Here is a 24816-nt window from a genome sequence, read left to right on the forward strand (position 1 = left end):
TACGGCGGGTTACGGCCGGGGGTGACGGGGAAGTGACTCGCGAGTAGGGCCGGTCGGGTCCGGGCGCTCAGGCGCGCGGGCCCGACGGCCGTTCACGGTCGGGTTCGTTATGAAGCGGCTCCCCGCGTCCCCTTACGTACCGGGCGGGTCCGCTCTAGTCTGATCACTGCTCGATGGTTACTCGCCAGTTACAACAAGCCAGTCGCGCAAGCATTGCGGGGCCCGGAGGACGTCGTGAGCGACACAAAGACCTTGATCGAGAATCGGCCGCCGTCAGTGGCGACTCTCTTCATTGAGCGCGTGGCGGCCACGCCCGACGCGGAGGCGTACCGCTATCCGGTCCCTCCCGCCACCGGTCAGGGCCCCGCCGACTGGAAGTCCCTGAGCTGGGGCCAGGCGGCCGTACGGGTGTACGCGATGGCCGCCGGTCTGATCGCGCTGGGCGTACGGCCCGAGGAGCGCGTCGCGCTCGCCGCCGCCACCCGGGTCGAGTGGATCCTCGCCGACCTCGGTGTGATGTGCGCGGGCGCCGCGACCACGACTGTCTACCCCTCGACGAACGCCGAGGAGTGCGCGTACATCCTCGGCGACTCCGGGAGCCGCGTCCTCATCGCGGAGGACGGCGTGCAGCTCGCCAAGGCGCGCGAGCGACGGGCCGAGCTCCCGAATCTCGCCCATGTCGTGGTGATCGAGGCGGCGGACGCGAAGCCCGCCGATGGCGACCCGGACGGCTGGGTGCTCTCCCTCGCCGACCTGGAGGAGCTCGGGACGAAGCACCTTCGGGAGCACCCCCAGGCCGTCAAGGAGCGGGTCGGGGAGATCAGGGCCGACAAGCTCGCCACCCTCATCTACACCTCGGGCACCACCGGCCGCCCCAAGGGTGTTCGGCTGCGGCACGACAACTGGTCCTACATGGCGAAGGCCATCGCGGGTACCGGGCTCATCGCCAAGGACGACGTCCAGTACCTCTGGCTGCCGCTGGCGCACGTCTTCGGCAAGGTGCTGACCTCCGGCCAGATCGAGGTCGGCCATGTCACCGCCGTCGACGGCCGCGTCGACAAGATCATCGAGAATCTGCCGGTGGTGCGCCCGACCTACATGGCGGCGGTGCCCCGCATCTTCGAGAAGGTCTACAACGGGGTCGCGGCCAAGGCACGCGCCGGCGGCGGCGCGAAGTACAAGATCTTCCAGTGGGCCGCGGAGGTCTCGCGCGAGTACGCCAAGGTCAGCCAGGACAACTTCCGGCACACCGGCACCGCTTCGGCGCCCTTCGGTCTGCGCGCCAAGCACTCCGTCGCCGACAGACTCGTCTACGCCAAGCTCCGCGAGGCGTTCGGTGGCCGGCTGCGCGCCGCGATCTCCGGATCAGCCGCCCTCGCTCCCGACATCGGCTTCTTCTTCTCCGGCGCCGGAATCCACATCCTGGAGGGCTACGGCCTCACCGAGTCCAGCGCCGCCAGCTTCGTCAACCCGGGCGAGGCATACCGCACCGGCACCGTCGGCAAGCCGCTGCCCGGCTGCGAGGTCCGGATCGCCGACGACGGCGAGATCATGCTGCGCGGCCCCGGCATCATGGACGGCTACCACGGGCTGCCCGAGAAGACCGTCGAAGTCCTCGAATCCGACGGCTGGCTCCACACCGGCGACATCGGTGAGCTGTCGGTCGACGGCTATCTGCGGATCACCGACCGCAAGAAGGACCTGATCAAGACGTCCGGGGGCAAGTACATCGCACCGGCCGAGGTCGAGGGCCAGTTCAAGGCGGTGTGCCCGTACGTCTCGAACATCCTGGTGCACGGCGCCGACCGGAACTTCTGCACCGCGCTCATCTCGCTGGACGAACCGGCCCTGCTCGGCTGGGCGGCGGAGAACGGTATGGAGGGCACCTCGTACGCGGACGTCGTCGCGTCGCCGCGGACGCGCGAGCTCATCGAGGGCTATGTGAAGGAGCTCAACGAGGGCCTTCAGCGCTGGCAGACGATCAGGAAGTTCCGGCTGCTGCCGCGCGACCTGGACATCGAGCACGGCGAGCTGACGCCGAGTCTGAAGCTCAAGCGGCCGGTCGTGGAGCGGGAGTACAAGTACCTGCTGGACGAGATGTACGAGGGCGCGCGGGAGGCGTAGAGGCACATACGCGTCGTACATGAGTACGAGGGCGGGGCCGGCGGCCGGGATCTACGGCTGAAGGCTCCGTCCGCGGCGTAATTCCCGCAGTATGTTGTCGAGCCCGGCCACATGGTCGCGCAGCGCGGCCAGTTCGCCGGGGCCGCCGTCGTGACCGACCGGACCCTCGTCGCCGAGCATCGACCCGATCGCGGCGAGCCGGTGGCCCATCTCCGCGAGCCGTGCGTGGTCCTGGGCCTGCAGGGCTTCCAACTGGCGGTTCTTGCGGTGCAGTTCGAGGAAGACCGTCACCTTGGCGCGCAGTACCCAGGGGTCGAACGGCTTCGGGATGAAGTCCGCCGCCCCGGTCGCGTAGCCGCGGAACGTGAACCCGCTGTCGGTGTCGCCGCCGGTCAGGAAGATGATCGGGACGTCCTTCGCCTGGTCCAGCCGCTTGATGCCGGCGGCGGTGTCGAAGCCGTCCATGCCCGGCATCCGTACGTCCAGCAGAACCAGCGCGAACCGCTCGCGACGCAGGGCCCGCATCGCCTCCTCGCCCGAACGGGCCCGCACCAGTGGGGCGTTGAGGGATGTCAGAACGGCTTCGAGTGCGAGAAGATTCTCCTCCATGTCGTCGACCAGGAGGATTCCCGCGCGGTCCGCGACAAGGGTGTCAGTGGCTTGCCGGGTGGGTATCTGGGTGCTCATCGTGGGTGGCGTCCGAATAGATTGAGGCCGGGACTGGGGGATCCTGATGCGTAGTGTGTCGGGGGTACGGCGGCCGGGAAGTGGCCTCTGAGCTCCGTGCTTCGCTCAATTCTTCGCCCGCTTCTTCGCCCGTTTCGATGACTCGACGCGTATGGGCACGCTCAGTCTGTCACTCTGTCGGGGTCGTAAGCGGCGCAACGAAAGAAACAACCAGGAGCCGCACGTGGTGCCTACAGGGGACCGTCGGAACCCGAAAGATCCGGAAGTGCCGACTCTGACAGTGAGTTGGGCGTTCCGTAACGACGAGCGACGCACGGCACGCACCAGTCTGCCGGGCAACCCGCTCGCGCCGTCCGCCGCGCGCCGGTTCGTGCGCGCGGCGCTCGCCGAGTGGACGAGCCTCGGGCTGCTCACCGCCTGCGCCCTCTGCCAGGGCGAGGCGCGGTGCCCACCGGGTGAGCACAGCTCCGACGTGCTGGCCGACGACGCGGTGTTGATCGTCGACGAACTGGTCACCAACGCCGTCGTGCACGCGGGCACCAACGTCGAACTGCTCTGCCGTCTGGAAGCGCCGCTGGAGCCGGCGGCCGAGGCACCCGACGCGACGCCCGGTCCTGACGGCGCGCCCGTCCCGCTGCCCGAGCCGGACGCGGACGCGGAGCGGGAGTCCGCCGCCCTCGTCATCGAGGTGTCCGACCACCACCCCGCCCGCTCCGTGCGCAGCGACGCGCACGGGCCTGCGGGCGGCGGCGCCCCCGACTACGGCCGTGGCCTCCAGCTCATCGCCGCCCTCGCGGAACGCTGGGGCATCACGTACCGCACCGGCCTCAAGACCGTCTGGGCCCGGCTCCCGCTCGACGGGCCGGCCACCGAGGCCGCATCCGGCACCGACACGGCCGCCGGAGCCAACGGGGTCGTCGGCGAACCCGCCCTGCGCCGCGGGCTGCGCGCCGCCGAGATCCTCGCCGCCGCACCGCACGGCATACCGCGCGAGGACCCGGACTGGATCAGCCGGGGCGCCCTCTCCTTCCTCGCCGAAGCCTCCGACCTGCTCGCCGGCCAGCTCGACGAGGACTTGGTCGCCGCGCTCGCCGGGCAACTGCTCGTGCCCCGGCTCGCCGACTGGTGCGCGATCTGGCTCGACGGCGAGGGCGAAGGGCACGGCAGGGCGGGCACACCGCGGCTCGCCCGCGTCTGGCACGCCGACGAGTCCCGCATCGAACCGCTGCGCGCCCTTCTGGAGAAGGAGCCGCCGCGGCTGCTCGACCCCCGGCGCGGAGAGGACGGCGGGGGCGGCGGTACCGGCGGGCGTAACGTTCCTGTGCCCGTCCCCTGGCCCGGCTCGGGCCAGACCGGCGCGCACGACGGCGCGGCCGTCGCGTGCCGGCTCGTCGCCAACGGCCGCCCTCTCGGCACCCTCGTCCTCGGGCGGCGCCGGCTCGCCCGGATGCCCGACGAAGTGATCGCGCTCATCGAGGACTTCGCCCGCCGCGTCGCCCTCGCGATCGGCGCCGCCCGCCGCTACACCCGGCAGGCCACCATCAGCCGAATCCTGCAACGCAGCCTGCTGCCCAGCCAGGTCGCCCGGATCCCGGGCGTCGAGAGCCACCTCGTGTACGAGCCCGCCGACGACGGCGTGGTCGGCGGCGACTTCTACGACGTCTTCCCCGCGCCGCCAGGCGGACGCTGGTGCTTCATGCTCGGCGACGTCCAGGGCAGCGGCCCCGAGGCCGCCGTCGTCACCGGTCTCGCCCGGCCCTGGCTGCGGCTCCTCGCCCGCGAGGGGTACGGCGTCGGCGAGGTCCTCGACCGGCTCAACCGGCTCCTGCTCGACGACGCGATGGAAGCCGCCGAAGCCGCCGCTCTGATGGTCGCCGTCGCGGGCGGGCAGGACCTGACGGGCGGGGACGGCGCCCTCCCCGGACTCAGCGATCTCGGCCCGCTCAGTGACATGGGCGACATCCGTGACATCGGCGACATCGAGCAGAGCGCCGGGGACGGCGGGCGCGGCGGCGGACTCGCCGACGGCGGCCAGTCGCGCTTCCTCTCCCTCCTCTACGGAGAGCTCGCGCCGCTCCCCGGCACCGGCGGCGGCGCGCGCTGCACCCTCGCGAGCGCGGGCCACCCGCTGCCGCTGCTGCTGAAGCCCGACGGGACGGTGAGCGTGGCGGCGGAGCCGCAGCTGCTCCTCGGGGTCGACGAGAACGTCGCGTACGAGAGCCTCAGCTTCGACCTGGCGTCGGGGGACACGCTCCTGTGCGTCACCGACGGCGTCACCGAGCGCCGCTCGGGGCGGCTGCTCCTGGACGACGACGACGGTCTCGCCGCGATCCTGGCGGGCTGCACGGGGTTGAGCGCGCAGGGTGTCGCCGAACGGATTCGACGCGCCGTGCACGACTTCGATCCGAGTCCGCCGTCGGACGATCTGGCGATGCTGGTGCTGCGCGCGGAGTAGTCCCGGCGTCCGGCGGGGACACCGCCGCCGTGCGGGACACTGGGGGCATGCCTTCCGCTCTGCCCGACGGTGACCCCATGCCCGAGTCCGGCGCGCTGCCCGCGCACGCCCTGGAGGGTGCGGGGGACCGGCCGCTCGGCTTCTATCTGCACGTGCCGTACTGCGCCACCCGCTGCGGCTACTGCGACTTCAACACCTACACCGCGACGGAGCTGCGCGGCTCGGGCGGCGTCCTGGCGTCCCGCGACAACTACGCCGACACCCTGACCGACGAGATCCGGCTCGCCCGCAAGGTCCTCGGCGACGACTCCCGGCCCGTCCGCACCGTCTTCGTCGGCGGCGGTACGCCCACGCTGCTCGCCGCGTCCGACCTCGTACGGATGCTGGGCGCCGTACGCGACGAGTTCGGCCTCGCGGACGACGCCGAGGTCACCACCGAGGCGAACCCGGAGTCCGTCGGCCCCGAGTACCTCGCGGAGCTCCGCGCGGGCGGCTTCAACCGGATCTCCTTCGGTATGCAGAGCGCGAAGCGGCACGTGCTCCAGGTCCTCGACCGCACGCACACCCCCGGACGGCCCGAGGCGTGCGTCGCGGAGGCCCACGCGGCCGGGTTCGACCATGTGAACCTCGACCTGATCTACGGCACGCCCGGGGAGACCGACGACGACTGGCGCGATTCGCTGGCGGCGGCGGTGGGGGCGGGGCCCGACCATGTGTCGGCGTACGCGCTCATCGTCGAGGAGGGCACGGGGCTCGCCCGCCGGATCCGCCGGGGCGAGATCCCCATGACCGACGACGACGAGCACGCGGACCGGTACCTGATCGCGGACGAGACGCTGGCGGCGGCCGGGTTCTCCTGGTACGAGGTCTCCAACTGGGCCACCACGCCGGCCGGCCGCTGCCTGCACAACGAGCTGTACTGGCGCGGGGCGGACTGGTGGGGCGCGGGTCCCGGCGCCCACAGCCACGTGGGCGGGGTCCGGTGGTGGAACGTGAAGCACCCGGGGGCGTACGCGGCGGCGCTGGCGGAGGGGCGGTCGCCGGGGGCGGGCCGGGAGCTCCTCACGGCGGAGGACCGGCGCGTGGAGCGCATCCTGCTGGAGCTGCGGCTGTCGGAGGGCGTGGAGCTGTCCCTGCTGCGGCCTGCGGGGCTGGCGGCTGCGGGGCGGGCGCTGGGCGAGGGGCTGCTGTCGGCGGGGCCGTACGGGGAAGGGCGGGCGGTGCTGACGCTGCGGGGGAGGTTGCTGGCGGACGCGGTGGTGCGGGATCTGGTGGATTGAGGGGGGTGCCGTCCGGCGGTTCGCGGGGTTGTTGGGTTGCGGGTTCGTTGCCGGGGGCGGGGGTCGGGGCCTCCGGAGGGGTATGTCCGGACGGCGTGATTTACGGCGCGTGCCCCGTTCGTTGGACCCGATGTGCCCCTGTTGTTCACGCGCCACAAATCAGCCTGAGTGTCCGAACACACCCCTCCTGCGACCCCGCCCCCCTCAGGCCGTCGCGTGGCGCTGTTCAAGCCCCGTACCGGCACCCGGACACCGACCCGCACCACCGACCCCGCCGGAGGCGACCCCAGACCCGCAAACCGCTACTCGCGCGGGGGGTCCGTCACGAAGTCGATCAACTCCTCCACCCGGCCCAGCAGCGCCGGTTCCAGGTCCCGGTAGCTTCGGACCGAGGACAGGATTCGCTGCCACGCCGCACCGGTGTTTTCCGGCCAGCCCAGGGACCGGCACACCCCCGTCTTCCAGTCCTGGCCGCGCGGAATCGTCGGCCAGGCCGCGATGCCCACCGAGGACGGCTTCACCGCCTCCCAGACGTCGATGTACGGGTGCCCCACGACCAGTACGTCGTCCCCGGTGACCTGCTCCGCCAGGCGGGACTCCTTGGAGCCGGGCACCAGGTGGTCCACCAGGACGCCGAGCCGCGCGTCAGGTGCCGGGGCGAACTCCGCGACGATCGCCGGGAGGTCGTCGATGCCCTCCAGATACTCCACGACCACGCCCTCTATACGGAGGTCGTCGCCCCAGACCCGCTCGACCAGTTCCGCGTCGTGCCGCCCTTCTACGTAGATACGCCCCGCACGGGCGACCCGCGCCCGCGCGCCGGGGACGGCTACCGAGCCGGAGGCCGTGCGGGTGGGCCGGGCCGGGCCGCCGGCGGTTGGCCGGACCAGGGTGACGGCCTGGCCTTCGAGCAGGAACCCGCGCGCCACCAGCGGGAACACCCGGTGCTTGCCGAAGCGGTCCTCCAGGGTGACCGTCGGCCCCTCGGCCGTCTTCTCGCAGCGGATCACCGCGCCGCAGAAGCCCGTCGACACCTCCTCGACCACCAGATCCGGCTCGGCGGGCACCTCCGGCACCGGCTTCGAGCGCTTCCAGGGCGGGGTCAGATCGGGGCTGTAGCTGCGCATCCCCAGACGATATCCGGGCTCACGCCGTGCCGAAACGTGCGGCGAGCGCGCCCCGCTGGGCCCGTACGAACGCCGCGTCGACGGCCGCGCCATGGCCGGGAACGTACACCGCGTCCCCGCCGCCCAGCGCCAGCAGCCGATCGAGGGCGGCAGGCCAGCGGGCGGGAATCGCGTCGTCGCCCGCCTGGGGTTCGCCCGACTCCTCGACCAGGTCGCCGCAGAAGACGATCTCCCGGTCGCCCGGGACGAGCAGGGCCAGATCGTGCCCGGAGTGCCCGGGGCCGACATTGGCGAGAAGTACCTGTCGCCCGCCGAGATCGAGCGTCCACTCGCCCGTTACGGGATGGTCCGGCACCACCAGTACGTCCACCGCCGTCGCGGCTTCGGAGGCGGGTACGCCGTGCCGTACGGCCGTGGCGCGCAGGCTCTCCCGGTCGCGGAGCAGCAGCTCGCCCAGGCCGACCGCCCCGTAGATCTCCGCCCCCGAGAAGGCCGCCGTGCCCAGGACGTGGTCGAAGTGGGGATGACTGAGCGCGATATGGGTGACGCGCCTGCCGCACAGCGCTTGCGCCTGCGCGCGGATCTCCGAGCCCTCGCGGAGCGTCGAGCCCGTGTCGTACAGAAGGACGGCGTCCGCGCCCACGACAAGCCCGACCGTCGCATCCCAGCCAGGCAGCCGCCGTCTGCCGACCCCCGGAGCCAGTCGTTCCCAGCCGTGCTCTTCCCAACGGACGTCCATACGGCGACGCTATCGGTGGGGCGGGCGGTGCCGCGCGGTAGCGTGACCGGTCGGCCTTGCTAGGGGCGTACCTCACGGCCGTACACTGGCCCGGGGAATGCTGGCACTCCCGCGCATCGAGTGCCAAGCCGGATCCGAGGAACCAGAGCTGGAGGTGTGCGCGATGCTGAGCGAACGCAGGCTTGAGGTGCTGCGCGCCATCGTCCAGGACTATGTCGGCACCGAGGAGCCCGTCGGCTCCAAGGCGCTCACCGAGCGGCACAAGCTCGGTGTCTCCCCGGCCACCGTCCGTAACGACATGGCGGTGCTGGAGGACGAGGGCTTCATCGCCCAGCCCCACACCAGTGCGGGGCGTATTCCGACGGACAAGGGCTACCGGCTCTTCGTCGACCGGCTGGCGGGCGTCAAGCCGCTCTCGGCGCCGGAGCGCAGGGCCATCCAGAACTTTCTCGACAGTGCCGTCGATCTGGACGACGTGGTGGGCCGTACGGTGCGGCTGCTCGCGCAGCTGACCCGGCAGGTCGCGGTCGTGCAGTACCCCTCGCTGACCCGCTCGACGGTGCGGCATGTGGAACTGCTCTCGCTGGCCCCCGCGCGGCTGATGCTGGTTCTGATCACCGACACCGGCCGGGTCGAGCAGCGCATGATCGACTGTCCGGTGCCGTTCGGCGACACGTCGCTGGCGGACCTGCGGGCCCGGCTCAACGCCCGGGTCGTGGGGCGCCGGTTCTCCGACGTGCCGCTGCTGGTGCAGGAGTTGCCCGACTCCTTCGACCTGGAGGACCGGGGCACGGTGTCCACGGTCCTCGCGACGCTTCTGGAGACGCTGGTCGAGGAGACCGAGGAGCGGCTGATGATCGGCGGCACCGCCAATCTGACGCGCTTCGGGCACGACTTCCCCCTGACAATCCGGCCTGTGCTGGAGGCACTTGAGGAGCAGGTCGTGCTCCTCAGGCTCCTCGGCGAGGCCGAGGACTCAGGCATGACCGTACGAATCGGGCACGAGAACGCCCACGAGGGCCTCAACTCCACGTCCGTCGTCGCGGTCGGCTACGGTTCGGGCGACGAGGCAGTCGCCAAACTCGGCGTGGTCGGACCGACCCGCATGGACTACCCCGGAACGATGGGAGCGGTACGCGCAGTGGCACGTTACGTCGGACAGATCCTGGCGGAGTCGTAAGTGGCCACGGACTACTACGCCGTACTCGGCGTACGCCGCGACGCATCACAGGACGAGATCAAGAAGGCATTCCGCAGGCTCGCCCGCGAGCTGCACCCGGATGTCAATCCCGATCCCAAGACGCAGGAGCGCTTCAAGGAGATCAACGCCGCGTACGAGGTGTTGTCGGACCCGCAGAAGAAGCAGGTCTACGACCTCGGCGGCGACCCGCTCTCGCAGGCGGGCGGCGGTGCCGGCGGCTTCGGTGCCGGTGGCTTCGGCAACTTCTCGGACATCATGGACGCGTTCTTCGGGACGTCGCAGCAGCGTGGGCCGAGGTCGCGGACGCGGCGCGGCCAGGACGCGATGATCCGGCTGGAGATCGACCTCAACGAGGCCGCCTTCGGTACGACGAAGGACATCCAGGTAGACACGGCGGTCGTCTGTACGACCTGCTCGGGCGAGGGCGCCGCACCCGGCACCTCCGCGCAGACCTGTGACATGTGCCGCGGTCGCGGTGAGGTCTCGCAGGTCACGCGGTCCTTCCTGGGCCAGGTCATGACCTCGCGGCCGTGCCCGCAGTGCCAGGGCTTCGGTACGGTCGTGCCGACCCCCTGCCCCGAGTGCGCGGGCGACGGCCGTATCCGCTCGCGCCGCACGCTCACGGTCAAGATCCCCGCGGGCGTCGACAACGGCACCCGTATCCAGCTCTCGGGTGAGGGCGAGGTCGGGCCAGGTGGCGGTCCGGCGGGCGATCTGTACGTCGAGATCCATGAGCTGCCGCACACGGTGTTCCAGCGCCGCGGCGACGATCTGCACTGCACGGTCACCATCCCGATGACCGCGGCGTCCCTGGGCACCCAGTGCCCGCTGGAGACGCTGGACGGGGTCGAGGACATCGACGTACGGCCGGGCACCCAGTCCGGCCAGTCGATCCCGCTCCACGGCCGTGGCATCACGCATCTGCGCGGCGGTGGCCGGGGCGACCTGATCGTCCATGTCGAGGTCATGACCCCGGCGAAACTCGACCCGGAGCAGGAGCGGTTGCTGCGGGAGCTGGCGAAGCTCAGGGGCGAGGAACGGCCCACCGGCCAGTTCCAACCGGGACAGCAGGGCCTCTTCTCCCGGCTGAAGGACGCGTTCAACGGTCGTTAGACCGTCCCCTCGGCCGCCGGAGGGCCTGCTCAGGGCCCCTCTGGCGGCCGAGGACGAACCGGCACCGAGGCTCCACGGCCGACATGGCACCATGCGTGCATGTCCTCCGTGTTGACCGATCTCTGCCGGTATCCGATCGTGCAGGCGCCCATGGCCGGCGGCGCGTCCGGCCCGCAGCTGGTCGCGGCCGTCGGGGACGCCGGCGGACTCGGATTCCTCGCCGCCGGTTACAAGACCGCCGACGGGATGTACGAAGAGGTCAAGCAGCTCCGGGGGCTCAGCTCGGCCCCGTTCGGGATCAATCTGTTCATGCCGCAGCCGCATCACGACGACCACGCCGCCGTGGATCTCTACCGCGAACAGCTGGCCGGTGAGGCGACCTGGTACGAGACGCCGCTCGGCGACCCCGACGCGGGCGGCGACGACGGGTACGAGGCCAAGCTCGCGATACTGCTCGACGATCCCGTCCCCGTCGTGTCGTTCACCTTCGGCTGCCCCACGCCCACCACCCTCGACGCTTTCACCCGCGTCGGCACCCTCACCGTCGTCACGGTGACCACACCAGAGGAGGCCCAGACCGCCCAGTGGTCGGGCGCCGACGTCGTCTGCGTCCAGGGCATCGAGGCGGGCGGCCATCAGGGCACGCACCGCGACGACCCCGCCACCGACGGCGCGGGCATCGGGCTGCTGTCGCTCGTGACGCAGGTACGGGACTCCGTACGGCTCCCGGTCATCGCGGCCGGCGGACTCATGCGCGGCGGCCAGATCGCCGCCGTACTGGCCGCGGGCGCCGACGCCGCGCAGTTCGGCACCGCCTTCCTCGTCTGCCCGGAGTCCGGCGCCCACGCGCTCCACAAGCAGGCCATGACCAACCCGCTGTTCACCCGCACCGAACTCACCCGCGCCTTCTCCGGCCGGCCCGCGCGCGGTCTCGTCAACCGCTTCATGCGCGAACACGGCCCGTACGCCCCGCCCGCGTACCCGGAGGTGCACCACCTGACCGCCGGACTGCGCAGGGCCGCCGCCAAGGTCGGCGACCCCCAGGGCATGGCCCTGTGGGCCGGCCAGGGCCACCGGATGGCCCGCGCTCTGCCCGCCGGGCAGCTCGTCGAGGTCCTCGCCGACGAACTCGAAGCCACCCGCGCCTCGTTGACCCTGGGGAACGCCTCATGACCGCACCTGTCTTCGTCGTCGACACCGCCGTCGCCCTGCGGCCGGGCACGGTCACGCTGGACGGCCCCGAGGGCCGCCACGCCGTCTCCGTAAGGAGGCTGCGCGCCGGGGAGGAGGTGGTCCTCACCGACGGCGCGGGCACCGGCGCCCACGGGACGGTCGAGGCCGTCCACGGCAAGGACCGGCTGGACGTCGCGGTCACCGGCGTACGGACCGAGGACGAGCCCCGGCCCCGTATCACCGTCGTCCAGGCGCTGCCCAAGGGCGACCGCGGCGAGGTGTCCGTCGAGACGATGACCGAGACCGGCGTCGACGCGATCGTGCCCTGGCAGGCCGCGCGCTGCGTCACGCAGTGGAGGGGCGAACGGGGTGCCAAGTCCCTGGCGAAATGGCGCGCGACCGCGCGCGAGGCGGGCAAGCAGTCCCGCAGGATCCGCTTCCCCGACGTCGCGGAGGCGATGACCTCCAAAGAGGTCGCGGCGCTGCTGGCCGGAGCCGACTTCGCCGCCGTCCTGCACGAGGAGGGCAGCGAGCCCCTGGCCACCGCCGAACTCCCCGCCGCCGGGAGCATCGTGCTCGTCGTCGGACCCGAGGGCGGCGTCTCCCCGGACGAACTGGCGCTCTTCGCGGACGCCGGGGCCACCGCGTACCGGCTCGGCCGCACCGTGCTGCGCACCTCCACCGCCGGCACGGCCGCGTGCGCGCTGCTGCTGGCCCGTACGGGCCGCTGGTCCTGACCGGGGGACACGCTCCGGGGGCGGATAGCATGCCTCCGTACGGAAGTGACCAGGGGCGACCGGCCGACCGATGAGGAGACCCGGACCATGGCGGGAGAACGACAGGCCGACTGCCTGTTCTGCAAGATCGTCGCCGGGGAGGTGCCGGCCACCGTCGTACGCGAGACGGACACCACCGTGGCCTTCAGGGACATCAACCCGCAGGCTCCCACGCATGTTCTGGTGATCCCCAAGGTCCACTACCCGGACGTGGCCACGCTCGCCGCCGCCGAGCCGCAGATCACCGCCGACATCCTGCGTGAGTCCGCCGAGGTCGCCGCCGAGGACAAGACCGTGGGCAGCGGCTACCGGATCGTCTTCAACACCGGCAGCGGCGCCGGCCAGACGGTCTTCCACGCGCACGCCCACGTCCTGGGCGGCCGCGGCCTCAACTGGCCCCCCGGGTAGGCCCCCACCTTGTCCGTACGAGAACTCGTCGTCCTCGGCACCGCCAGCCAGGTCCCCACGCGGCACCGCAACCACAACGGCTATCTGCTGCGCTGGGACGGCGAAGGCATCCTCTTCGACCCCGGGGACGGCACCCAGCGCCAGATGTCGCGCGCCGGAGTCGCGGCGTACGACATCAACCGGATCTGCGTCACCCACTTCCACGGCGACCACTCGCTCGGCCTCGCCGGGGTGATCCAGCGCATCAACCTGGACCGCGTCCCGCACGAGGTCACCGCGCACTACCCGGCGAGCGGACACGTCTTCTTCAGGAGGCTGCGGTACGCGACGGCGTACCGCGAGACCGTCGGGGTCACCGAGGCGCCCGTCGACGCCGACGGCGTGCTCGCCAGGACCGGCTCGTACACCCTCCGGGCGCACAAGCTCTCGCACCCCGTCGAGTCCTACGGCTACCGGATCACCGAGCCCGACGGGCGCAGGATGCTCCCGGAACGTCTCGCCGCGCACGGCATCAAGGGGCCCGACGTGGGGCGTCTCCAGCGGGACGGGGAGCTGCGCGGGGTCACGCTCGCCGATGTGAGCGAGGAGCGCAGGGGCCAGCGTTTCGCGTTCGTCATGGACACCCGGCTCTGCGACGGCGTGCACGCGCTGGCCGACGGCTGCGACATGCTGGTCATCGAGTCCACGTTCCTCGACGAGGACGGTCAACTGGCCGAGGAACACGGGCATCTGACCGCCGGTCAGGCGGGCGCGGTGGCGCGGGAGGCCGGCGTACGGCATCTCGTACTGACGCACTTCTCGCAGCGCTACTCCGACCCCGCGGAGTTCGAGCGGCAGGCCAGGGTGGCCGGTTACGAGGGCGAGCTGACCGTCGCGGCGGACCTCGTACGCGTACCGCTGCCCAAGCGCTCCGGCTGACCGCCGCGGCCCGCGCCCCGGCCCCGGCCGGCGGCAGCCCCCACGGCCTGCCCTCGCGCCGACTGTCAGTGCCATCGGGCACACTGTCCGGATCCGTACGCCGATCCGGGAGCGCGACCGTGACCCCAACCGAAGGAACGCCGCAGCGGCACACCGCCGATGTCGACCCGCTGGGCGCCCTGCGCGCCCCGGACGACCCCGACTGCGACGTCTACCTGACGGGCACGGTCTTCCTCGACATCATCTTCACGGGCCTCGCCAGCGCCCCCGTGCGCGGCACCGAGTCCTGGGCCAGGGGCATGGGTTCGAGCCCCGGCGGCATCGCCAACATGGCCAGCGCGCTGGCCCGGCTGGGGCTGCGCACGTCGCTCGCCGCGGCCTTCGGCGACGACCACTACGGGGAGTACTGCTGGGACGCCCTGGAGCAGGGCGAGGGCATCGACCTCTCCCGCTCCCGCACGGTTCCCGGCTGGCACTCGCCGGTCACCGTCTCCATGGCGTACGAGGGCGAGCGCACGATGGTCTCGCACGGTCACGAGGCGCCGCCGCCGGAGGGCGCCCTGCCCGAGTGCCCGCCACGCGCGCGTGCGGCCGTCGCCGCGCTCACACCGGGCCGCGGCGACGGGTGGATCGCCCGCGCCGCGGGGCACGGGGCGCGGGTCTTCGCGGACGTGGGGTGGGACGACACCGGCCGCTGGGACCTGGCGGGCCTGCCCGACCTGGCGCACTGCGAGGCGTTTCTGCCCAACGCCGAGGAGGCGATGCGCTACACCCGCACCGACTGCCCGAAGGCCGCCGCGCGGGCGCTCGCCGAGGTGGTGCCGCTGGTGGTGGTGACCCTGGGCGCCGAGGGGGCGTACGCGGTGGACAGCGCCGCCGGCACGACCGCGGAGGTGCCGGCCATCGATGTGGAGGCGCTCGATCCGACGGGCGCGGGGGACGTGTTCGTGGCCGGGTTCGTCACCGGCACCCTCGCCGGCTGGCCGCTCGCCGACCGGCTCGCCTTCTCCGGGCTCACGGCCGCGCTGTCGGTCCAGGAGTTCGGCGGATCGCTGTCGGCGCCCGGCTGGGCGGAGGTGGCCGCGTGGTGGCAGTCCGTACAGGAGCTGCCGGACCAGGATCCGGCGGCGCTGCGCCGGTACGCCTTCCTGGAGGGCCTGGTGCCCGCGCCGACCCGGCCGTGGCCGCTGCGCAGGGCGGTGCCGACGATCGGCTTCGGACGCTCGGCCTGACGGGGGGCATCGGCCCCCCGCGCGGAGCCCCGCGTCAAAAGCCCCCTGTAAAAGCCCTTCGGCCTTGTCAGTGGGGAGTCGTACGCTGGTACCCAGAGGTTGTCGAGCGGCGAGAACCCTGCAACGGGAGGTATGTGCAGGCCACAGTGCCGGCCCATGACTCAGACACCCACAGCCCCTACCGCGCCCGGTCAGGCGCGAGCCCACTTCACCATCCCCGCCAAGCACCCGATGGTGACGATCCTGGGTTCCGGTGACTCGCTGTTGCGCGTGATCGAGAAGGCGTTCCCGGCCGCCGACATCCATGTCCGGGGCAACCAGATCAGCGCCGTGGGCGACGCGGCCGAGGTCGCGCTGATCCAGAGCCTGTTCGACGAGATGATGCTGGTGCTCCGCACCGGTCAGCCGATGACGGAGGACGCAGTGGAACGCTCGATCGCCATGCTCAGGGCGAGCGAGAACGGCGGCGCGGACGGACCCGAGACCCCCGCCGAAGTTCTCACTCAGAACATCGTCTCCAGCCGTGGCCGCACGATCCGCCCCAAGACGCTCAACCAGAAGCGCTATGTGGACGCGATCGACAAGCACACGATCGTCTTCGGCATCGGCCCGGCGGGCACCGGCAAGACCTATCTCGCCATGGCCAAGGCCGTCCAGGCCCTCCAGTCCAAGCAGGTCACCAGGATCATCCTGACCAGGCCCGCGGTGGAGGCGGGGGAGCGGCTCGGCTTCCTGCCCGGCACGCTGTACGAGAAGATCGACCCGTATCTGCGCCCGCTCTACGACGCGCTGCACGACATGCTCGACCCCGACTCGATCCCGCGGCTGATGGCCGCGGGCACGATCGAGGTCGCGCCCCTGGCGTACATGCGAGGCCGGACGCTCAACGACGCGTTCATCATCCTCGACGAGGCGCAGAACACCAGCTCGCAGCAGATGAAGATGTTCCTGACGAGGCTCGGCTTCGACTCGAAGATCGTCATCACGGGCGATGTCACCCAGGTCGACCTTCCCGGCGGTACGAAGAGCGGGCTGCGCCAGGTCCAGGACATCCTTCACGATGTCGATGACGTGCACTTCTCCCGTCTCACCTCCGACGACGTCGTCCGGCACAAGCTCGTCGGCCGTATCGTCGACGCCTACGAGCAGTACGACAGCCGCAACGGCAACGAACAGCACAGCTGAGCCGGCGCCTCGCGGCACTACCCGGGAGAGTCACACCGCACCATGTCGATCGACGTCAACAACGAGTCAGGGACCGAGGTCGACGAGCAGGCGATCCTCGGGGCCGCCCGCTACACGCTGACCCGGATGCGTATCCATCCCCTCTCCGAGCTCTCGGTGATCGTGGTGGATTCCGCCGCCATGGAGCAGCTGCACATGCAGTGGATGGACCTCCCGGGTCCGACCGATGTCATGTCCTTCCCGATGGACGAGCTGCGTCCGCCGGTGAAGGACGACGAGGAGCCCCCGCAGGGGCTCCTCGGTGACGTCGTGCTCTGCCCGGAGGTCGCGAAGACCCAGGGCGAGGAAGCGCCGACGCGGCACTCCATGGACGAGGAGCTCCAGCTCCTCACCGTCCACGGAGTGCTGCACCTCCTCGGGTACGACCACGAGGAGCCCGACGAGAAAGCCGAGATGTTCGGTCTCCAGGCGGCCATCGTGGACGGCTGGCGGGCCGAGCAGGGCCTGACCGGTCCCTCTCCCGCACCGACCGTCTCGTGATCACGCAACTGATCATCGGGGCGGTCGCGCTGGTCGTCGTCGCCTGGCTGGCGGCGTGCGCGGAGGCGGGGCTCGCCCGTGTCTCCAGCTTCCGGGCCGCCGAGGCGGAGCGCTCCGGGCGGCGCGGCGCCGACCGGCTGGCGCAGATCGCGGCCGACCCGACGCGGTATCTGAACGTGGCGCTGCTGGTGCGCGTCGCGTGCGAGATGGCGGCCGGGGTGCTGGTCACGTACGTCAGCCTGGAGGAGTTCGAGGAGACCTGGGCCGCGCTGCTCGTGGCGATCGGCGTGATGGTCCTCGTGTCGTACGTCGCGGTGGGCGTCTCGCCGCGCACCATCGGCCGCCAGCACCCGCTGAACACCGCGACGGTCGCCGCGTACGTACTGCTGCCGCTGGCCAGGGTCATGGGGCCGATCCCGCAGCTGCTGATCCTCCTCGGCAACGCGCTCACGCCCGGCAAAGGCTTCCGCAAGGGACCGTTCGCGAGCGAGGCGGAGCTGCGCGCGATGGTGGACCTCGCCGAGCAGGAGTCGCTGATCGAGGACGAGGAGCGCCGGATGGTGCACTCGGTCTTCGAGCTGGGGGACACGCTGGTGCGGGAGGTGATGGTGCCGCGTACGGACCTGGTCTGCATCGAGCGCTACAAGACGATCCGCCAGGCGCTGACGCTGGCGCTGCGCTCCGGCTTCTCCCGGATCCCGGTCACGGGGGAGAACGAGGACGACATCGTCGGCATCGTCTATCTCAAGGACCTCGTCAGGAAGACGCACATCAACCGCGACTCCGAGGCCGATCTCGTCTCCACGGCGATGCGCGCGGCGGCGTTCGTGCCGGACACGAAGAACGCGGGCGATCTGCTGCGCGAGATGCAGCAGGAGCGCAACCATGTCGCCGTCGTCATCGACGAGTACGGCGGCACGGCCGGCATCGTGACGATCGAGGACATCCTGGAGGAGATCGTCGGCGAGATCACGGACGAGTACGACCGTGAGCTGCCGCCGGTCGAGGAGACCGGCACCGACTCCTACCGCGTCACGGCCCGGCTGGACATCGGCGATCTCGGGGAGCTGTACGGGCTCGACGAGTTCGACGACGAGGACGTGGAGACGGTCGGCGGTCTGCTCGCGAAGGCGCTCGGCCGGGTGCCGATCGCCGGTGCCAGCGCGCTGGTCGAGCTGCCGGACGGCCGTACGCTGCGGCTGACGGCGGAGTCCCCGGCGGGCCGGCGGAACAAGATCGTGACGGTGCTCGCGGAGCCGGCGGACAAGGCGGCGTCGCGATGAGCTCCTCCGGGGGCGGCTCGCTGTCGCGGGACGGACTCCGGGACGAACTGAGGTCGTTCTGCCTGGAGTTCAACGCGGTGACGGAGGAGTTCCCCTTCAACCCGGAGACATCGGTCTTCAAGGTGGTGGGGAAGGTGTTCGCGCTCACGGCCCTGGACGCCGAGCCGTTGAAGGTCTCGCTCAAGTGCGATCCGGACGAGGCGATCCGGCTGCGGGCGGCCCATCCGGAGATCGTCCCCGGATGGCACCTCAACAAGCGGCACTGGAACACGGTCACGGTCCCCGGGCTGCCCGCGCGGATGGTGCGCGAGCTGATCGAGGACAGTTACGACCTGGTGGTGGCCGGTCTGCCGAAGGCGGAGCGTCTTCGGCTGGACCGGCCGTAACAGGCGTGACGGCGTAACGGGCGTCGCGCGCGGGTCAGTTGCCCGGCCGCAGCCGGCGGCGTACCTGACGCCGGACGGCCGGACCGATCCGCAGCGGCGAGCCGTTCTCCAGATCGGCGAGCCGCCGCTCCATGGCGCCGAGCTTCTTCTGGAGCTCGTTGTTCTTCTTGGTGAGCACCTCGATACGGCGGTCGGTGACGTTGTGGCGCTCGTGCAGCCGGCTGAAGCGGTAGCGCAGCGCCCCGTCGTCGCTGCCGTCCCAGACGCCGAGTGAGGGCGGCAGGTCGAGCGCGCCGAGCCGCAGATCGAAGGCGGCGCCGCCGTCGCCGTGCGTGAACGTGTTCTCCAGACCGTTCTTGTCGAGGAAGGTGACGAAGCGGTCGAAGCGTTCCTTGTGGCCGTTCAGCATCTCGCTGTAGTCGGCCTGTTCGTACAGGTCCCGCGGGTGGACGTCGGCGGGGGTGGCGCTGAGCATCCGGTGCGGGATGCCGAAGTAGCGGCAGAGTTCCAGGGTCCGGGAGTCGTGCACGAGGACGACGCTGGGGGTGCCGGCGAGCAGCGGGGCGATGTTGCCGTGGATACGGGTGCCGTAGACGAAGTCGTACGTCGCCAGTTCATCCATCCATGTGCGGGGATCCAGCGGGACCCTGACCCGGTCCTCCTCGAAGAGGGGGTGGGTCAGCCGCCGGGGGAAGCGGGTCTTGGGGCCGGTGACGGCGGAGGTGTCGCCCCAGAAGAGGATCTCGGCGTCGGCGAGGTTCTGCGCGTAGTACCTCAGATGCGGGAAGCGGCTCAGCGCGTGGCGGGCCATGCCCTCCAGGTCGCCGACGGTTGTCGCGCCGGGGGATATGTTGATCGCTATCCGGGAGTGGGCGTCGATCACGCCCGGGTCCCGCGGAGTCGGGAAGGTGTCGCCGTGCAGGAACATCGACGGGCACCCGATGACCTCGACGTGCTGCTTGAAGCCGAGCCGGTCCAGGTAGGAGGCGGTCAGCTCACCGCGCACCCCGATGGAGGCGGATCTCTCCAGGACGGCCTTGACGAACCTCTTCACCGAGGACTCGATGGGCGTGAGCCGGGTGGTGTCGTAGTCCTCGGACGCCTGGGCGCCGACGCCCACGACGACGACGGGGATGATCAACTGCTCGATGAGGGCGGTGAGTTTGTCCAGCGCGCCCTTGAAGGAGGGCCTGAAGGCGTTGGCGAGCGGCACGACGAAGACGTCGTACTGCTCATTGATCTGCCGCGCCCGCTCCGGCGTCGGGACGGTGCTGAGCCCGTTGGACGTGATCTCGGTCCGCTCGGTGAGCAGGATCTTGTGCGCGGCGTCGCTGAAGAGCAGATTCCCGGAGTTCGTCCCGATCAGGTCCTTCTGGAGGAACTCCTGCTGACTGGCTACGTGGAACGGGCTCTTACCGGAGCGTATGAGTATGCGCTTCATGACCTTCTTCCTCTGCTCGGACTACCTGCTCGGGAGCCCGGCAAAGCGCGCGCTCTCCCCCCGGCGGCACCGCTACTGGTCAACTGAACTGGCCGCATGTAACGGGACGATACCCGAGATCAAAAGCTAGAAGACATGCCTAATTCATGCTTTGTTGGGACGCCGTTCATGTGATCTACAGCTCCCACATCATGCCCCGAACGCGCCGGTTCACGCTCCGTCAGGCGTGCGCTGCGCTCTGTGTGCCGAGCGGTGCTCCACATGGCGATCCGGAGGGGGATCCCTTCTGCCCGCCCGGCCGGACCCGCTCTCTATGCTCGGCGTATGACGACGCAGAGCACCGGCATCGATCCCGAGGATCGCAAGATCATTACGTTGGCCCGCAGCGCCCGCGCGCGGAACGGGGTGCCCGAAGGGGCCGCCGTACGGGACGAGACCGGGCGGACCTATGTCGCAGGGAGCGTCGATCTGGACTCCCTCAAGCTCAGCGCGCTGCGCACCGCCGTCGCCATGGCCGTCGCGAGCGGGGCCACCTCTCTGGAGGCCGCCGCGGTCGTCACGGAGGCTTCAGGGATCGGGGACGAGGACCGGGCCGCCGTACGTGATCTCGGCGGGCCCGGTACGCCGGTGCTCCTCGCCGCTCCCGACGGGACCGTCCGGCTGACCGTCGACGCCGGCTGAGGTGTCCGGAGGACCCGCCTCCGGGCCGACTGGTCGGCGGGGGCGGGGCGATCGGGGAGAATGGGCGCCATGAGCGCTCGTATCCCTTCGTCTCCCGAGACGTCCGCCGAACCGTCCGAAGCCCCCCACCGGGCCGGTTTCGCCTGTTTCGTCGGTCGCCCCAACGCGGGCAAGTCCACCCTCACGAACGCTCTGGTCGGCCAGAAGGTGGCGATCACCTCCAGCCGGCCGCAGACCACGCGCCACACGGTGCGCGGCATCGTGCACCGGCCCGACGCGCAGCTGATCCTGGTCGACACCCCGGGTCTCCACAAGCCGCGCACGCTGCTCGGCGAGCGGCTGAACGATGTCGTACGGACCACCTGGGCGGAGGTCGACGTCATCGGTTTCTGTGTGCCCGCCGACCAGAAGCTCGGGCCCGGCGACCGCTTCATCGCCAAGGAGCTCGCCGGGATCAGGAAGACGCCGAAGGTCGCGCTCGTCACCAAGACCGACCTGGTCGACTCCCGCGTCCTGGCCGAGCAGCTGATCGCGATCGACCAGCTCGGCAAGGAGCTCGGCTTCGAGTGGGCGGAGATCATCCCCGTCTCGGCCGTCGGCGGTGACCAGGTGGAGCTCGTCGCCGACCTGCTGGTCCCGCTGCTGCCGCAGAGCCCGCCGCTCTACCCGGAGGGCGACCTCACCGACGAGCCCGAGATGGTCATGGTGGCCGAGCTGATCCGCGAGGCCGCGCTCGAAGGCGTACGGGACGAGCTGCCGCACTCGATCGCGGTCGTCGTCGAGGAGATGCTGCCGCGCGAGGACCGGCCGGCCGACAAGCCGCTGCTGGACATCCACGCGAACGTCTACATCGAGCGGCCGAGCCAGAAGGGGATCATCATCGGCCCCAAGGGCAAGCGCCTCAAGGAGGTCGGGACCAAGTCCCGCAAGCACATCGAGGCGCTGCTGGGCACGCCGGTCTTCCTCGACCTGCACGTCAAGGTCGCCAAGGACTGGCAGCGCGACCCGAAGCAGCTGCGCAAGCTGGGCTTCTAGGTCCTGTCCACCGGACAGGACCTGGCCGCCGCAGAGGGCGTAGAGGCCCCGCGAGCCTCCGGAATGGGGCTTTCGGGCGATTTTGGACCGGACCCCCGGTGATCCCGCATACTGATACGGGCCCGCGCGGACCACCCGGCTCAGCTACGCTGCGGAGCATCATGCGTTTCGGGCTGCTTCTCCTTAGCTGCCGCGGCGAGGGTCTGTAGTCGTAGGCCGACCCCCTCCCCGCGGAGTCTGGTGATGCGGTTTTCCCGCCCCGTCGGCCGTCCCAGCGGACACACGAGGAGCCCTACGCAATGTCTGAGCGCACTTCCGAGCGCGGGACCGGTCCCGCCGCCGGATCGGCCGTCGGCCGTCCCACCCCCCTCACCAACGCCACGCACACCCAGCGCCCGTCCGGGATGCCGATCCACAAGTACGGCCGCTACGAGGCCGTGGACATCCCCGACCGCACCTGGCCCGACAACCGCGTCACCCAGGCGCCCCGCTGGCTCTCCACCGACCTGCGCGACGGCAACCAGGCCCTGATCGACCCCATGTCGCCCGCGCGCAAGCGCGAGATGTTCGACCTGCTGGTACGCATGGGCTACAAGGAGATCGAGGTCGGCTTCCCGTCCTCCGGCGAGACCGACTTCGCCTTCGTACGGTCGATCATCGAAGAGGGCGCCGTCCCCGAGGACGTGACCATCTCCGTCCTGACGCAGGCCAGGGAAGAGCTGATCGAGCGCACGGTGCAGTCGCTGGTCGGCGCCCACCGCGCCACCGTCCACCTCTACAACGCCACCGCCCCCACCTTCCGCCGCGTCGTCTTCCGGGGCACCCGCGAGCAGGTCAGGCAGATCGCCGTCGACGGTACGCGGCTGGTCTCCGAGTACGCCGAGAAGATCCTGGGCCCGGAGACCGTATTCGGCTACCAGTACAGCCCGGAGATCTTCACCGACACCGAGCTGGACTTCGCCCTGGAGGTCTGCGAGGGCGTCATGGACATCTGGCAGCCCGAGGAGGGCCGCGAGATCATTCTCAATCTGCCGGCCACCGTCGAGCGGTCCACGCCCTCCACGCACGCCGACCGCTTCGAGTGGATGTCGCGGAACCTGTCCCGCCGCGAGTACGTGTGCCTCTCCGTCCACCCGCACAACGACCGAGGCACGGCCGTCGCCGCCGCCGAGCTGGCGCTCATGGCCGGGGCGGACCGGATCGAGGGCTGTCTGTTCGGCCAGGGTGAGCGCACCGGCAACGTCGACCTGGTGACCCTGGGCATGAACCTGTTCTCCCAGGGCATCGACCCGCAGATCGACTTCTCGCAGATCGACGAGATCCGCCGCACCAGCGAGTACTGCAACCAGATGGAGATCCACCCGCGCCACCCCTACGCGGGCGACCTCGTCTACACCGCCTTCTCCGGCTCCCACCAGGACGCCATCAAGAAGGGCTTCGACGCCATGGAGGCCGACGCCGCCGCCCAGGGAAAGACGGTCGACGACATCGAATGGGCCGTGCCGTATCTGCCGATCGACCCCAAGGACGTGGGCCGCTCGTACGAGGCGGTCATCCGGGTCAACTCGCAGTCCGGCAAGGGCGGCATCGCGTACGTCCTGAAGAACGACCACAAGCTGGACCTGCCGCGCCGGATGCAGATCGAGTTCTCGCGGATCATCCAGGCGAAGACCGACAGCGAGGGCGGCGAGGTCACCCCTGGCGCGATCTGGTCGATCTTCCAGGACGAGTACCTGCCCAACGCGGAGGAGCCCGGGGCCCGTTGGGGCCGGATCCAGCTGCGTTCCGGCCAGACCACGACCGAGAAGGACGGCACGGACACCCTCACCGTCGAGGCGGTCGTGGACGGCGTGGAGACCGCGCTGACCGGCACCGGCAACGGACCGATTTCGGCCTTCTTCTCCGCGCTGGCCGCCGTCGGGGTCGACGCCCGGCTGCTGGACTACTCGGAGCACACCATGAGCGAGGGCGCGAGCGCGCAGGCCGCCTCGTACATCGAGTGTGCCATCGACGGAAAGGTGCTGTGGGGTATCGGCATTGACGCCAACACCACGCGCGCCTCGCTGAAGGCAGTCGTCTCCGCGGTCAATCGCGCACCGCGCTGACCTGAGCGTTCACGGGCCCCGTCCACCGATCGCGGTGGGCGGGGTTCGGCCATGTCGTGGCGACCTGACGCCGAGGTAATGACGCCGCATCGTTGCTGTGGTTAACATCACGTCAATGCGGCAAAGTTGCCGAAGCGTTACGGAGGTGCGCGACGTGCTGCCAGGCCAGGGACCGAACGGCAGGAGACTGCGCGTCTGCGGCGTCACGACCGCCTGGAACACCATCGGGGACGGGGAGTTCTTCTGCCCCGACTGCGGGGGCGACCGCAACTACCGCCGACGCACCGGCCGTCGCCGCTTCGCCGTCCTCGGTGTGCCGCTGGTGCCGCGCGGCTCCGCCGGCCCGGTGATCGAATGCGCCGCCTGCCACGGCCACTTCGGCACCGACATCCTCGACCACCCCACCACCGTCCGTTTCTCGGCGATGCTCCGCGACGCGGTGCACACGGTGGCGCTCGCCGTCCTCGCCGCGGGCGGCACCTCCTCCCGTACGGTCCGGGAGACCGCCGTCGGCACGGTCAGGGCCGCCGGGATCGAGGACTGCACCGAGGAGCAGCTCACGGACCTGGTGGACGCGCTGGCCGCCGACACCGGGCGCTTCCTGCTCGACCCGGGCCCCTGCGGTGCGGCGCTCGCCATCGAGCTGCACGAGGCGCTGGAGCCGCTGGCCCCGCACCTCGCCGCCGCCGGCCGGGAGTCGATCCTGCTCCAGGCCGCCCGGATCGCCCTCGCGGACGGGCCGTACAGCGCGGCGGAGCGCGACGTGCTCTCCACCGTCGGCGGGGCGCTCCAGCTGTGCGCGGACGACACGGCCCGGCTGCTCGAATCGGCCCGTACGCCCTCCCCCTGAGGCCGCCTGCTTCCCGGGCGGTACTCCCCGGGGAGTAGCGGCGGGCACCCGTCACCCCCGGCAGTAACCCCCATCTC

General features: G+C 70.9%; 22 protein-coding genes. 18 read left to right on the forward strand and 4 right to left on the reverse strand.

Annotation, left to right across the window (positions count from 1 at the left end; genetic code table 11):
• Positions 1 to 234 precede the first annotated feature (234 nt).
• Positions 235 to 2124: an AMP-dependent synthetase/ligase gene (locus OIE74_RS26435; RefSeq protein WP_329387842.1), complete on the forward strand. Its 1890-nt coding sequence runs from the start codon at positions 235 to 237 to the stop codon at positions 2122 to 2124.
• 51 nt (positions 2125 to 2175) lie between these two features.
• Here the strand turns inward: OIE74_RS26435 and OIE74_RS26440 are convergent, their stop codons facing one another.
• The gene (locus OIE74_RS26440) at positions 2176 to 2811 is read right to left on the reverse strand and encodes a response regulator (RefSeq protein WP_329387844.1); all 636 of its coding nucleotides are present in this window, start codon (positions 2809 to 2811) and stop codon (positions 2176 to 2178) included.
• 265 nt (positions 2812 to 3076) lie between these two features.
• Here OIE74_RS26440 and OIE74_RS26445 point away from each other — a divergent pair, with 265 nt between their 5' ends.
• Complete coding sequence (locus tag OIE74_RS26445) at positions 3077 to 5266, forward strand: SpoIIE family protein phosphatase (RefSeq protein WP_329387846.1); 2190 nt, start codon at positions 3077 to 3079, stop codon at positions 5264 to 5266.
• Between the two features lie 47 nt (positions 5267 to 5313).
• A complete protein-coding gene (hemW, locus tag OIE74_RS26450) occupies positions 5314 to 6546 on the forward strand; it encodes a radical SAM family heme chaperone HemW (protein WP_329387847.1) in 1233 nt (410 codons plus the stop codon).
• A 302-nt stretch (positions 6547 to 6848) separates the two neighbouring features.
• Here hemW and OIE74_RS26455 read toward each other — a convergent pair whose 3' ends face one another.
• Both OIE74_RS26455 and OIE74_RS26460 read right to left on the reverse strand, forming a co-directional pair.
• Complete coding sequence (locus OIE74_RS26455) at positions 6849 to 7673, reverse strand: DUF3097 domain-containing protein (protein WP_329387850.1); 825 nt, start codon at positions 7671 to 7673, stop codon at positions 6849 to 6851.
• Between the two features lie 19 nt (positions 7674 to 7692).
• Complete coding sequence (locus OIE74_RS26460; RefSeq protein WP_329387852.1) at positions 7693 to 8412, reverse strand: MBL fold metallo-hydrolase; 720 nt, start codon at positions 8410 to 8412, stop codon at positions 7693 to 7695.
• Positions 8413 to 8575: 163 nt separating this feature from the next.
• On the opposite strand from OIE74_RS26460, the gene hrcA reads away from it, so the two are divergent.
• The 11 genes from hrcA (at position 8576) to OIE74_RS26515 (ending at position 18627) form a co-directional block, all read left to right on the forward strand.
• Positions 8576 to 9592, forward strand: coding sequence for a heat-inducible transcriptional repressor HrcA (gene hrcA / locus OIE74_RS26465; RefSeq protein ID WP_329392450.1), 1017 nt, complete (start codon positions 8576 to 8578; stop codon positions 9590 to 9592).
• Entirely contained in the window at positions 9593 to 10726 is a 1134-nt protein-coding gene (gene dnaJ / locus OIE74_RS26470; protein ID WP_329387854.1) for a molecular chaperone DnaJ, read from the forward strand.
• Positions 10727 to 10825: 99 nt separating this feature from the next.
• Positions 10826 to 11899 carry a nitronate monooxygenase gene (locus tag OIE74_RS26475; RefSeq protein WP_329387856.1) on the forward strand — a complete coding sequence of 358 codons (1074 nt, stop codon included), beginning with the start codon at positions 10826 to 10828 and terminating at the stop codon, positions 11897 to 11899.
• Positions 11896 to 12636 carry a 16S rRNA (uracil(1498)-N(3))-methyltransferase gene (locus OIE74_RS26480; RefSeq protein WP_329387858.1) on the forward strand — a complete coding sequence of 247 codons (741 nt, stop codon included), beginning with the start codon at positions 11896 to 11898 and terminating at the stop codon, positions 12634 to 12636. Before OIE74_RS26475 ends, OIE74_RS26480 begins: the two co-directional genes overlap by 4 nt.
• A gap of 87 nt (positions 12637 to 12723) precedes the next feature.
• Positions 12724 to 13083, forward strand: coding sequence for a histidine triad nucleotide-binding protein (locus OIE74_RS26485; RefSeq protein ID WP_329387861.1), 360 nt, complete (start codon positions 12724 to 12726; stop codon positions 13081 to 13083).
• 9 nt (positions 13084 to 13092) lie between these two features.
• A complete protein-coding gene (locus OIE74_RS26490) occupies positions 13093 to 14001 on the forward strand; it encodes a ribonuclease Z (RefSeq protein WP_329387863.1) in 909 nt (302 codons plus the stop codon).
• 119 nt (positions 14002 to 14120) lie between these two features.
• Complete coding sequence (locus OIE74_RS26495; RefSeq protein ID WP_329387865.1) at positions 14121 to 15233, forward strand: carbohydrate kinase family protein; 1113 nt, start codon at positions 14121 to 14123, stop codon at positions 15231 to 15233.
• A 156-nt stretch (positions 15234 to 15389) separates the two neighbouring features.
• Positions 15390 to 16418 (forward strand): PhoH family protein, encoded by a 1029-nt coding sequence (locus OIE74_RS26500; RefSeq protein ID WP_329387867.1) that lies wholly within the window; start codon positions 15390 to 15392, stop codon positions 16416 to 16418.
• A gap of 42 nt (positions 16419 to 16460) precedes the next feature.
• Positions 16461 to 16958: an rRNA maturation RNase YbeY gene (gene ybeY, locus OIE74_RS26505; protein WP_329387869.1), complete on the forward strand. Its 498-nt coding sequence runs from the start codon at positions 16461 to 16463 to the stop codon at positions 16956 to 16958.
• Positions 16955 to 18241 carry a hemolysin family protein gene (locus tag OIE74_RS26510; RefSeq protein WP_329387871.1) on the forward strand — a complete coding sequence of 429 codons (1287 nt, stop codon included), beginning with the start codon at positions 16955 to 16957 and terminating at the stop codon, positions 18239 to 18241. Before ybeY ends, OIE74_RS26510 begins: the two co-directional genes overlap by 4 nt.
• Positions 18238 to 18627, forward strand: a complete 390-nt coding sequence (locus tag OIE74_RS26515; protein WP_329387872.1) for an MmcQ/YjbR family DNA-binding protein — start codon at positions 18238 to 18240, stop codon at positions 18625 to 18627. Before OIE74_RS26510 ends, OIE74_RS26515 begins: the two co-directional genes overlap by 4 nt.
• A 34-nt stretch (positions 18628 to 18661) precedes the next feature.
• Here OIE74_RS26515 and OIE74_RS26520 read toward each other — a convergent pair whose 3' ends face one another.
• Entirely contained in the window at positions 18662 to 20068 is a 1407-nt protein-coding gene (locus OIE74_RS26520; RefSeq protein ID WP_329387874.1) for a polysaccharide pyruvyl transferase family protein, read from the reverse strand.
• Positions 20069 to 20392: 324 nt separating this feature from the next.
• Between OIE74_RS26520 and OIE74_RS26525 the strand changes: the two genes are divergently transcribed.
• From OIE74_RS26525 to OIE74_RS26540, 4 genes are all read left to right on the forward strand, one after another.
• Positions 20393 to 20749 carry a cytidine deaminase gene (locus OIE74_RS26525; RefSeq protein ID WP_329387876.1) on the forward strand — a complete coding sequence of 119 codons (357 nt, stop codon included), beginning with the start codon at positions 20393 to 20395 and terminating at the stop codon, positions 20747 to 20749.
• A 60-nt stretch (positions 20750 to 20809) separates the two neighbouring features.
• Entirely contained in the window at positions 20810 to 21784 is a 975-nt protein-coding gene (gene era / locus OIE74_RS26530) for a GTPase Era (protein WP_329387880.1), read from the forward strand.
• A 299-nt stretch (positions 21785 to 22083) separates the two neighbouring features.
• Positions 22084 to 23889, forward strand: a complete 1806-nt coding sequence (gene leuA, locus OIE74_RS26535) for a 2-isopropylmalate synthase (RefSeq protein WP_329387883.1) — start codon at positions 22084 to 22086, stop codon at positions 23887 to 23889.
• 154 nt (positions 23890 to 24043) lie between these two features.
• Positions 24044 to 24739, forward strand: a complete 696-nt coding sequence (locus OIE74_RS26540) for a tellurite resistance TerB family protein (protein WP_329387885.1) — start codon at positions 24044 to 24046, stop codon at positions 24737 to 24739.
• The last annotated feature ends 77 nt before the right edge of the window (positions 24740 to 24816 follow it).

Origin of the sequence: Streptomyces sp. NBC_01716, from assembly GCF_036248275.1 — a bacterium.
Lineage (GTDB): Bacteria > Actinomycetota > Actinomycetes > Streptomycetales > Streptomycetaceae > Streptomyces.

Excerpts from the sequence above, each read along its gene's own strand:
- hrcA (WP_329392450.1), top strand. The coding sequence starts at position 8,576 with ATGCTGAGCGAACGCAGGCTTGAGGTGCTGCGCGCCATCGTCCAGGAC.
- ybeY (WP_329387869.1), top strand. The coding sequence starts at position 16,461 with ATGTCGATCGACGTCAACAACGAGTCAGGGACCGAGGTCGACGAGCAG.
- OIE74_RS26515 (WP_329387872.1), top strand. The coding sequence starts at position 18,238 with ATGAGCTCCTCCGGGGGCGGCTCGCTGTCGCGGGACGGACTCCGGGAC.
- leuA (WP_329387883.1), top strand. The coding sequence starts at position 22,084 with ATGTCTGAGCGCACTTCCGAGCGCGGGACCGGTCCCGCCGCCGGATCG.
- OIE74_RS26520 (WP_329387874.1), bottom strand. The coding sequence starts at position 20,068 with ATGAAGCGCATACTCATACGCTCCGGTAAGAGCCCGTTCCACGTAGCC.
- OIE74_RS26485 (WP_329387861.1), top strand. The coding sequence starts at position 12,724 with ATGGCGGGAGAACGACAGGCCGACTGCCTGTTCTGCAAGATCGTCGCC.
- OIE74_RS26460 (WP_329387852.1), bottom strand. The coding sequence starts at position 8,412 with ATGGACGTCCGTTGGGAAGAGCACGGCTGGGAACGACTGGCTCCGGGG.
- hemW (WP_329387847.1), top strand. The coding sequence starts at position 5,314 with ATGCCTTCCGCTCTGCCCGACGGTGACCCCATGCCCGAGTCCGGCGCG.
- OIE74_RS26455 (WP_329387850.1), bottom strand. The coding sequence starts at position 7,673 with ATGCGCAGCTACAGCCCCGATCTGACCCCGCCCTGGAAGCGCTCGAAG.
- OIE74_RS26500 (WP_329387867.1), top strand. The coding sequence starts at position 15,390 with ATGACTCAGACACCCACAGCCCCTACCGCGCCCGGTCAGGCGCGAGCC.
- OIE74_RS26475 (WP_329387856.1), top strand. The coding sequence starts at position 10,826 with ATGTCCTCCGTGTTGACCGATCTCTGCCGGTATCCGATCGTGCAGGCG.
- OIE74_RS26480 (WP_329387858.1), top strand. The coding sequence starts at position 11,896 with ATGACCGCACCTGTCTTCGTCGTCGACACCGCCGTCGCCCTGCGGCCG.
- OIE74_RS26525 (WP_329387876.1), top strand. The coding sequence starts at position 20,393 with ATGACGACGCAGAGCACCGGCATCGATCCCGAGGATCGCAAGATCATT.
- era (WP_329387880.1), top strand. The coding sequence starts at position 20,810 with ATGGGCGCCATGAGCGCTCGTATCCCTTCGTCTCCCGAGACGTCCGCC.
- OIE74_RS26440 (WP_329387844.1), bottom strand. The coding sequence starts at position 2,811 with ATGAGCACCCAGATACCCACCCGGCAAGCCACTGACACCCTTGTCGCG.